Origin of the sequence: Pseudomonas sp. B5(2017) (assembly GCF_002112825.1) — a bacterium.
Classification (GTDB): domain Bacteria; phylum Pseudomonadota; class Gammaproteobacteria; order Pseudomonadales; family Pseudomonadaceae; genus Aquipseudomonas; species Aquipseudomonas putida_Z.
In genome coordinates this window covers 144,220-153,883 of sequence record NZ_NEIR01000017.1, presented here as the reverse complement: position 1 = coordinate 153,883, position 9,664 = coordinate 144,220, and the positions used below count along the sequence as shown (strand labels likewise).

8 protein-coding genes and 1 pseudogene are annotated in these 9,664 nt (G+C 63.4%); 5 read left to right on the top strand and 4 right to left on the bottom strand.

Annotation, left to right across the window (positions count from 1 at the left end):
* Together CAG00_RS28965 and CAG00_RS23790 are read left to right on the top strand one after the other, a co-directional pair.
* Positions 1–274, top strand: a pseudogene (locus tag CAG00_RS28965) (hypothetical protein); the annotation flags it as partial.
* Positions 275–448: 174 nt separating this feature from the next.
* On the top strand, positions 449–1,345 hold the full coding sequence (locus CAG00_RS23790; RefSeq protein ID WP_085665471.1) for a formate/nitrite transporter family protein: 897 nt from the start codon (positions 449–451) through the stop codon (positions 1,343–1,345).
* A gap of 3 nt (positions 1,346–1,348) precedes the next feature.
* Here CAG00_RS23790 and CAG00_RS23785 read toward each other — a convergent pair whose 3' ends face one another.
* The gene (locus tag CAG00_RS23785; RefSeq protein WP_085590165.1) at positions 1,349–2,440 is read right to left on the bottom strand and encodes an MBL fold metallo-hydrolase; all 1,092 of its coding nucleotides are present in this window, start codon (positions 2,438–2,440) and stop codon (positions 1,349–1,351) included.
* A gap of 130 nt (positions 2,441–2,570) precedes the next feature.
* Here CAG00_RS23785 and CAG00_RS23780 point away from each other — a divergent pair, with 130 nt between their 5' ends.
* Together CAG00_RS23780 and CAG00_RS23775 are read left to right on the top strand one after the other, a co-directional pair.
* Positions 2,571–3,644: a diguanylate cyclase gene (locus CAG00_RS23780; protein WP_085665472.1), complete on the top strand. Its 1,074-nt coding sequence runs from the start codon at positions 2,571–2,573 to the stop codon at positions 3,642–3,644.
* Between the two features lie 51 nt (positions 3,645–3,695).
* A complete protein-coding gene (locus tag CAG00_RS23775) occupies positions 3,696–6,281 on the top strand; it encodes an EAL domain-containing protein (RefSeq protein ID WP_085614171.1) in 2,586 nt (861 codons plus the stop codon).
* A gap of 134 nt (positions 6,282–6,415) precedes the next feature.
* Here the strand turns inward: CAG00_RS23775 and CAG00_RS23770 are convergent, their stop codons facing one another.
* Positions 6,416–6,745, bottom strand: coding sequence for a DUF2025 family protein (locus CAG00_RS23770; RefSeq protein WP_085665470.1), 330 nt, complete (start codon positions 6,743–6,745; stop codon positions 6,416–6,418).
* A gap of 122 nt (positions 6,746–6,867) precedes the next feature.
* Complete coding sequence (locus tag CAG00_RS23765; RefSeq protein ID WP_085614173.1) at positions 6,868–7,776, bottom strand: LysR family transcriptional regulator; 909 nt, start codon at positions 7,774–7,776, stop codon at positions 6,868–6,870.
* 111 nt (positions 7,777–7,887) lie between these two features.
* Between CAG00_RS23765 and CAG00_RS23760 the strand changes: the two genes are divergently transcribed.
* Positions 7,888–8,646 (top strand): SDR family NAD(P)-dependent oxidoreductase, encoded by a 759-nt coding sequence (locus tag CAG00_RS23760; RefSeq protein WP_085665469.1) that lies wholly within the window; start codon positions 7,888–7,890, stop codon positions 8,644–8,646.
* Positions 8,647–8,787: 141 nt separating this feature from the next.
* On the opposite strand, the gene CAG00_RS23755 is transcribed toward CAG00_RS23760, so the two are convergent.
* On the bottom strand, positions 8,788–9,657 hold the full coding sequence (locus CAG00_RS23755) for an HlyD family secretion protein (protein WP_085665468.1): 870 nt from the start codon (positions 9,655–9,657) through the stop codon (positions 8,788–8,790).
* Between the last annotated feature and the right edge of the window lie 7 nt (positions 9,658–9,664).

The window sequence follows — 9,664 nt, the reverse complement described above, 5'->3', positions numbered from 1 at the left end:
TGGGTTTTTAAGAAACCCTAAACTTGGCTCAGCAATCTCAAATGACTATGTGATTTCTCGCATGGCCACTTGTGATGCTGATAATCTTTGTGACTATCAATCCGTACTCACAAGCACCCACACGAATTGCTTGATTCGATTTGTTAAAGAGCGTTTGGTTAAGAGCTTTTCGCCTCAACCGAGGCGCGCATTCTACGCTTTCCTCATTTGCTGTCAAGCGTTTATTTTGAAGTTTTTACAACCGGCTTCTTTCGAAACCCTTCAACCTCAATAACTTACCGCTTGCCTCGAAGCGTTCATCGCTGCGAGGAGGCGAATAATACGCGCTTTGAAATCAGAGTCAACACCTTGATCTGAAAAAACTTTCTGCCGGCGTTTGTCTCCTCGCCGGCAACTAATGAAAGCGCCGCGAATCTGTAGAGAAACACCCCCACGGAGCGTAGCGGCCATGAGCGATGCGCAAAGCGAGAAAACCCCGGGCCTGTCGGCGGACGAGGAGCAGGAAGTCAGCCTTAGCCAGCCGCCCCGCGCGGCAGTACTGCACGAGATCATTCGGTACCAGGGCGACCAGGAACTGGAACGTACACTCGCCGCACTGTGGTGGTCGGCACTGGCCGCAGGCTTGTCCATGGGGCTGTCGCTCATGGCCATGGGCCTGTTCTACGCTCGTCTGCCGGAGGGGGACAGTGCTCAGGTGGTCGCCAGCATCGGCTACAGCGCTGGCTTCCTTGCAGTGATACTGGCGCGTCAGCAGTTGTTCACCGAAAACACCCTGACCGCCGTGTTGCCGGTAATGACCGCCCCCACCCTGGCCAACTTCGGGCGCCTGCTGCGCCTTTGGAGCGTTGTACTGCTTGGCAACCTCGCCGGCACCTTGCTGGTGGCCTGGGTAATGCTGGAACTGCCGATCTTCGACAGCAAGACCGACGTGGCCTTCCTGGAGGTGGGCCGCAAGGTCATGAAGAACGATATCAGCCAGATGTTCGCCAAAGGCATCGTATCGGGGTGGATGATCGCCACGATGGTCTGGATGATCCCGTCGATGGAACACGCCAAGATCTGGATCATCCTGATGATCACCTACCTGATGGCCCTGGGCGACTTCACCCATATCGTGGTCGGCTCGGTCGAGGTGTCCTATCTGGTCTGGGCCGGCGATGAAACCTGGAGCAGCTTCTGGCTGGAGTTCGCGCTGCCGACACTGTCGGGCAACATCATCGGCGGCAGCTTCATCTTCGGCTTGATCAGCCATGCACAGGTGCGCAGCGACAGCGGCAAACCGCCCTCACGGCTACTGAAAGAGGACCGGCCACCCTCCCCGCGCCGCAACAACGGCAACAAATGAACTTCAGCGTGCCGCCACCACGCGCTCGTTCGCCTGGCCGCGCTGACGCACAGGCCGCGGCTGCCACCAGTTCTGCCCGGCGTGCGGAGAGTCGAGGCTGACCCGCTCCCCCATCTGCGGCGTGCTCAGGCGCACCTGTGCCTGGTTGGCCAACGCCAGGATGCGCTCGAACGGCTCCTGCCAGCCATGCATGGACAGGTCGAAGGTGCCGTTGTGAATCGGCAACAGCCAGCGCCCGCGTAGATCCAGATGGGCCTGCAGGCTCTGCTCCGGCTGCATGTGCACATCGGGCCAGGCGACGTTGTAGGCCCCGGTCTCGATCAGGGTCAGGTCGAACGGCCCGAAGCGCTCGCCAATCTGCTTGAACCCATCGAAGTAGCCGGTATCGCCACTGAAGAATACCCGCACATCCTCGTCGACGATCACCCACGACGCCCACAAGGTCCGGTTGCTGTCCAGCAGCCCACGCCCGGAAAAGTGCTGAGCCGGGGTGGCGACAAAGCGCACACCCTCGACCTCGCTTTCCTGCCACCAGTCCAGCTGCCGCACCTTTGCCGGTGCTACGCCCCAGGTCATCAGCAGGTTGCCTACGCCAAGCGGCGCCAGGAACACACTGGTGCGCGGTGCAAGTTGGCGAATCGCCTGTTCGTCAAGATGATCGAAGTGATCGTGGGACAGTACCACCGCAGCCAACGGCGGCAACTGGTCCAGCGCCAGGGGCGGCGCATGGAAGCGCAGTGGGCCGGCCCACTGCACCGGCGAGGCGCGCTCGGCGAATACCGGGTCGGTAATAAAGAAGCGCCCGCGCAGCTTGAGCAGTACCGTGGAATGGCCCAGGCGCCAAAGGCTGCGGTCGGGCGCATCGAGCACCTGCTGGCGGGTCATGGGCTGGAGGCTGACCGGGGTGGCCGGCCGGGTTTCCGGCGGTTTGCGCAGGAACAGGTACTTGAGCCCGATGCGCAGCTTCTTCAATACGCCATCCTGTGGCAACGACGCCTGATTGTGAAAGCGCCCTTCCCGCTGAGGCGCCGGCTCGCCGGCAGGGTTGGCCAAAGGGACCATCAGCAACACTCCGAGCAACAGGAAAGCCTTCATGTTACCCCACAGTGATCGGATCAACCGTGAATTGGCTTGTAAGGTCATTTTTCGTCGATGAAACACTGTTCAACAATATTCATGCGAGTTATGCGATAAACGGTGCTTCAGCAGAAGAACGATGACCAAGATGGATAAACGCAGCGGCAAAGGCCTTTCATTCGCCAAACGCATCTACCTGCCGCGGGTCATCGGCCTGGGGATCGGCCTGTTCAGCGTCATGGCCGCCATGGCGCCGCTGTCACCGCCCACCTGGGCATGGCTGCTGGTACTGTTCAACGGCCTGGTATGGCCGCATGTGGCCTACCTGTGGGCCGCCCGTTCAGCAATGCCCTACCAGGCAGAACAGCGCAACCTGGTGCTGGACTCCCTGATGGGTGGGTTCTGGACCGCCGCCATGCATTTCAATCCATTGCCCAGCGTGACCGTGCTGTCGATGATGACCATGAACAACGTCGCCGCCGGCGGCAAGCGCATGGTCGTTCGCGGGGTGCTGGCCCAGCTGGCGGGCATGCTCGTCGCGATCCTGCTGCTGGGCCCCGGCCTGCAACTGAATGCGACGCCCCTGCAGGTCTATGCCTGCCTGCCGATGTTGACCCTCTACCCGCTGGCGCTGGGCTGGGTCTGCTACCAGTTGGCGATCAAGCTGGCCGACCACAAGCGCCGGCTGAGCACCCTGAGCCTTACCGACAGCCTGACCGGTCTGCTCAACCACGGCGCCTGGAAAGACCTGCTGCTGCTGAAGTTCCAGGCTTGCCAGCAGCAACAGGGGCACGCGGTGATTGCCCTGATCGACATCGACCACTTCAAGACCATCAACGACACCTTCGGCCACGTGGTCGGCGACTGTGTGCTGCGCCAGCTCGGCGCCGAGCTGCGGCGCAATCTGCGCGAAGGCGACCAGGCCGGGCGTTACGGTGGTGACGAATTCTGCGTGATCCTGCCGGACACCAGCGAGGCCCAAGCCTGCCAGGCCATGGAGCGCCTGCGCGAGCAGGTCGCCAGCTACCGTAACCCGCAGTTGCCGCACCTGCGCATCAGCCTGAGCATCGGCCTTTCGGCATTCGAGGCCGACCTGGAGTCACCCGAACACTGGCTCGAACAGGCGGACAAGGCGCTGTACACCGCCAAGCATGCCGGACGCGACCAGGTCAATTTTGCCCACAGAGACGCTGCGGCGCTCAGGCTGGCCTATCCTGATTGAACCTCCTTCCTGACCAACTGGCGGGAGGCTGCCTGAAGGAGCCGCTCGCGCATGGCCAGGACCGCCAACCTTCCACCCGCCAGCCCCACACCACGCTTCCAGGTGCGTCGCCTGATTGCCGGCTTCAGCGCAGTTTTCGGTCTGGCCTGCCTGATCATCCTCGGCGCCCTGTTCAATATCGCGGGTACTCTTGACCATCAGGAACGCCAGCGCAGTGCCTCGCAGGCAACCAAGGCGCTGGAGCAACGGCTGCTCGCCTCGCGCCAGTTCCTGTCCAGCTATGCCGTGTGGGATGCTGCCTTCGAACACCTGGCGGGCCAGGCCGACTGGAAATGGGCCTACGAAGAAAAGAACGTGGGCGAGTCGCTGTACAGCGCCAGCGGCTATGAAGGGGTGTTCGTGGTGGAGGACGCTCGCACCACCTACGGTTTGTTCAAAGGCCAGCCTACCCAGGCAGCGGCCAATACCTATATTGATGCAGCGCTGCAGCCAATCATCGACCAGGCTCGGGCGGCGGCCATCCCACGTGAACAGATCACCCGTTTCGTCCTGTTCAACGGTTGGCCGGCAGTGCTCAGTGCCGCGGCGGTGCGCCCGGACCGGGATGTCACCGATAGTGAGGTGCGCCAGGCGCCGGTGATGCTGTTCGTCGACCAGCTCACCGAGGAAAAGCTGGCACAGCTGAGCAGCGGTGCCGGCCTGACCGGCATGCATGTGGAAAACGATGATGTGCGGGAGCACGGGCACCTGCGCATCGACCTCGGCGATACCGGCTACCACCTGTCCTGGAGCAGCCCGCTGCCAGGACACCAGTTGCTGCGTGCAGTGTTGCCGCCGCTGGCGGGTGCCTTGCTGATACTCGGCCTGGTCATGCTGTACCTGTTCCGCCATGCCTTGCGCAGTTCGCGGGCGATCGACCTCACGCTCGCCGATCTGCAGCAGAGCAACCAGGCCCTGGAGGCCAGCGAGCAGCGTTTTCGCGCGGTGGCCGAGTCGGCCTCCGACTGGATCTGGGAAACCGATCGGCAACAACGCCTGACCTACCTTTCGCAACGCTTCGTCAATGTCACCGGCTACCCGGTGGACGACTGGCTCGGCCACCCGCTCAATCAGTTGCTGGCCTGCGATACCACGCCGCTCTCGCCGTGGCTGGATGCCCTGGCCGCGGCCGACCCGCAACAACTGGCCAACCTGCGCTGCACCTACCGCGACCAGAATGGCCAGAACCGCTACTGCCGGATATCGGCCCGCGCCATCTGGTACGACGGCAAGCCCGTCGGTTTTCGCGGCACCGCCAGCGACATCACCGACGAAGTCGACGCTCATGCGCGCATCCAGCACCTGTCGCTGCACGACCCGCTGACCGGGCTGGCCAACCGCAACAAGCTCGCCCGGCACCTCGAGCAGGCCTTGTTGCGCGGCAGTGATTCGCCGCCACTGACCTTGCTGCTGCTGGACCTGGACAACTTCAAGCCGATCAACGACTCCCTCGGCCATGCCGCCGGTGACGCCGTACTGCAGGAGGTAGCAACACGCCTGCGCGACAGCACCCGCGATGGCGACCTGGTCGCGCGCCTGGGCGGCGACGAGTTCCTCCTGGTGCTTGGCGGCATGGACAACCGCAGCGAGATCGACCGCTTCTGTGCGCGCCTGATCAGCCTGCTGCAACAACCGATCATCTTCGATAACCAGCCCCTGCACGTTGGCGCCAGTATCGGTGTCGCCCAGACCCGTACCCAAGGCTTCGATGCCGGCGAGCTGATCCGCTGCGCCGATATCGCCCTGTACCAGGCCAAGGCCGACGGCAAGTGCACCTGGCGCTATTTCGCTGCCGAAATGAACCAGCAGATCCAGTACCGCCGCCAACTGGAGAACGACATGCGGCGGGCCCTGCGCAACCAGGAATTCGAGCTGCACTACCAGCCGCGCTATCGCCTCAGCGACCTGCGCATCGTCGCGGTCGAGGCTTTGCTGCGCTGGCAGCACCCGCAGGAGGGGTTGCTGGGGCCGGACACCTTCATTCCGTTGGCCGAACAGAGTGACATCATTGTTGCGCTGGGCCGCTGGGTGCTGCGCGAAGCCTGCCGCACCGCCCATGACTGGCCCGCCGATGTACTGGTTTCCGTGAACCTGTCACCGGCGCAGTTCCTGCGCAGCGATGTGGTGGCCGATGTACGCGAGATCCTGCTGGAAACCGCCTTCCCTGCCCAGCGCCTGGAGCTGGAAATCACCGAGAACGTGATGCTCAATGACATCGAAGGCGCGCTGGGCACCATGCTGTCGCTCAAGGAGCTGGGGGTGCGCCTGAACATGGACGACTTCGGCACCGGCTACTCGTCGTTGGGCTACCTGCGCACCTACCCGTTCGACAGCATCAAGATCGACAAACGCTTCATCGGCGGGCTGAACAACACCGCTGGCAGCGACCGCGCCGTGGTCCAGGCCATCATCAACCTGGGCGAAGCGATGGGGCTGACGGTGACGGCCGAAGGGGTGGAAAGCGAGCAGCAGCTCAGGGCATTGCAGAAGGACCGTTGCCATGAAGTGCAGGGCTATTACCTGAGCAGGCCGCTGGACAGTGCGGGGCTCGAGGCGTTGTTGCAGCAGGCATCCCAGCGTTCGGCGCCCTACCTGTAGCGTAAGTTTGAAAGCTTGCGCAGTCCATGTGGGAGCGGGCGCGTCGAGGCGTCGAACCGCCGCGAACACCGGCGAAGCCGGTGCCATACACCGCGTTGCATTCTTCGCGGGCACGCCCGCTCCCACAGGGATTTTCAGCACGGCTGCTGCAAGCTGCGCTCTGCCACGATTTCCGGCAGGTCGCGCCGGCGCAGGTAGGTGCGCAGCGGTTCACCGATGTTCAAACGGTCATCCACATGCTGCTCCAGCAACAGCGCCAGCCGTTCGCGGCACAGGGCCATGCGCTGCCCTTGCTCGGGCCGCCAGACAAACTCGTTGCAGGGCGTGATGCTGGCGTCGGCCACGTCCATGCCGAACGAATCTTCGGAAAAACGCACGATGTGCACACCGCGCTTGCCATGAAAACCGACGAAGCCCTTGAGCTGGTCGGCAGCGTTGCAGATGTCCTGGGAAGTGATGGCCATGACGTAACCTCGCAATGAAATCGGAAGATACGCACGCCAGGCGGGGGTGGTTGCCTCTGCCGGGCAACTCGTGACTGGCAGCCTAACGCAGGCCGTCGCACAGGCGCCACGCTTTTCATCAATCAGCGGCCACCGTCAACCTGCGAATGCAGCACCTCGCCCAGCCACTGCATGAAGGCCTGCACCCGGCGTGGCACGTGCCGTTGCCGGGCATACAGCAGTGACACGGGCATGGCCGGGGCCTGCCAGCCTTCCAGTACCGAAACCAGCTCACCGCGCTGCAGGTGCTCGGCCACGCCCACCGCCGGCACCTGGATCAACCCCAGCCCGGCCAGGCAGGCCGCCGAGTAGGCCTCGGCATTGTTGACCGTGACCACTCCGGCCATGGCCTGGAAGTGCAGTTCACCGCCCTGCAGGTATTCGAAACCGGCACTGCGCCCCCCAAGGGTGCGCACGTAATGCACCAGGTGGTGCTCGGCCAGGTCCTGCAGCGTGCGCGGCACGCCACGGCGGGCCAGGTAGGCAGGGCTGGCACAGTTGCGCATGCTCAGTTGCCCGACCGGGCGCGCCACCACGTCCAGGTCATGCAGGGCACCAATGCGCATCACACAATCGAAGCCTTCACGCAGCAGGTCGACCTGGCGGTCGGTGCAACTGAGCTCCACCTCCAGGCGCGGGAAGCGCTGCAGAAACTGCGGCAGCGCCGGGATGATGACCCGGCGGGCCATCATGGTCGGCAGGTCGACCCGCAGGCGCCCGGCCAGCTCGGCGTCGTCGGCGCAGAACAGGCTCTCGATCTCGTCCATGCCCGACAGCAGGTCCTTGCTGCGCTCGTACAGCAAGGCGCCATCCTGGGTTGCCTGCACCCGGCGGGTGGTGCGGTTGAACAGCTGCGTACCCAGCAAACGCTCCAGCGCCCTGACCTGCTCCGACACGGTCGAACGGGGCAGCCCCAGGCTCTCGGCAGCCAGGGTGAAACTGCTGACCTCGCTCACGCGCACAAAGGTGCGCAACAACTCCAGCTTGTTCACTTGAACCTCGTCTATCCGGTTTTACCGAACAGTATTTCCATATTTGCTGGATTTAACAGCACAACACCGACCAATAACCTGTGCTCATCAGCCCACCATGAGGTTTTCACCATGACCCGCAAGATTGCCCTGATCACTGGCGCCAGCCGCGGCCTGGGCCGCAACACTGCCGAACACCTGGCCGCACGCGGCATCAATGTCATCGGCACCTACCACAGCAAGGCCGAGGAAGCCCAGGCCGTGGCCGTGCGGCTGGAGCAGGCCGGGGTCAAGGCCGCCATGTTGCAACTGGACGTCAGCGACAGCGCCAGCTTTGCCGGCTTCGCCCAACGCCTGGGGGCAACCTTGCAGCAACACTTCGGTCGCGAGCGTTTCGACTTTCTGGTGAACAATGCCGGGATCGGCTTGAACGTGCCATACACCGAAACCAGCGAGGCGCAGTTCGACCAGTTGCTGAATATCCAGCTGAAAGGACCGTTCTTCCTCACCCAGCGCCTGCTGCCGCTGCTGGTCGACAATGGCCGCATCGTCAACATTTCCACTGGCCTGGCGCGCTTTGCGCTGCCGGGGTATGCCACCTATGCCGCGATGAAGGGGGCGATGGAGGTGCTGACCCGCTACCAGGCCAAGGAACTGGGCGCGCGTGGTATTCGCGTGAACATTCTGGCGCCGGGGGCGATCGAGACGGACTTTGGCGGCGGCGTGGTGCGGGACAACCGCCAGGTGAATGAATACATTGCCGGCAACACGGCGCTGGGGCGGGTGGGCTTGCCGGATGATATCGGGGCAGCGATTGCGCTGTTGCTCGAAGATGGCAATGGCTGGATCAACGGGCAACGGCTGGAGGTTTCAGGCGGGATGTTCCTCTGAAATCGAGAATCTGGGGCCGCTTTGCGGCCCATCGCGACGCAAGGCCGCTCCTACAAGAATACGCAATCGCACGGGGAATACGCGATCGCCTGTAGGAGCGGCCTTGTGTCGCGATGGGCTGCTCAGCAGCCCCCTTGGCCCTCACGGCTGATTCTGCTCCTCATGCACCTGCACACTGGCCGTCATCCCCGCACTCAGGGTCACCCCCTCCGGCACCTGGTCCAGGCGAATCCTCACCGGTATCCGCTGCGCCAGGCGCACCCAGTTGAAGGTCGGTTCAACCTCCGGCAGCAACTGGCTGTCGGGGTTGCTGTTGCGGTCGGTGATACCACGGCTGATGCTCTCTACATGCCCTTGCATCGGCTCGCCTGCGCCCATCAGCCAGACCTTCACCGCATCCCCCACACGAATGCGCGGCAGCTTGGTTTCCTCGAAGTAGGCCTGGATATAGAAGGTTGAATCGTCCACCAGGGCCATCACCGATTCCCCGGTGTTCACATAGTTGCCCTCGGCCAGGCGCAGGTTGGTGATATGCCCGCTGCGCGGTGCCCGCACTTCACTGCGCGCCAGGTTGATTCTGGCAACCTGCAACTGTGCCTCGGCCTCATGCAGCTCACCACGGGCGATGGCCGCATTGATCTGGGCGTTTTCCCGCAATTCGGCACTGATCGCCTCCGGCCCAAGGGCGGTACGCCGGGCCGCTTCACGCTCGCGCAGGCGCAGTTGCTGACTGCGGGTCTCGGTCACCGCGCTGGCCTGGTCGAAGGCCGCCTGGAAGCGTTCGCGGTCGATGCTCATCAGCAGGTCGCCGGCCTTGACCTGCTGGTTGTCACGGGCCTTCAGCTCGCGCACCCAGCCGGACACATCAGGGGCGATCACCACCACATCGGCGCGCACACGGGCATCGCGGGTCCAGGGGGTGAGCATGTAGTACTGCCACAGCTGATAGCCGGCGAACACGGCAAGGGCCACTACACACAAGGTGACCAGGGTACGTACGGCCGCACGCATCGAAACA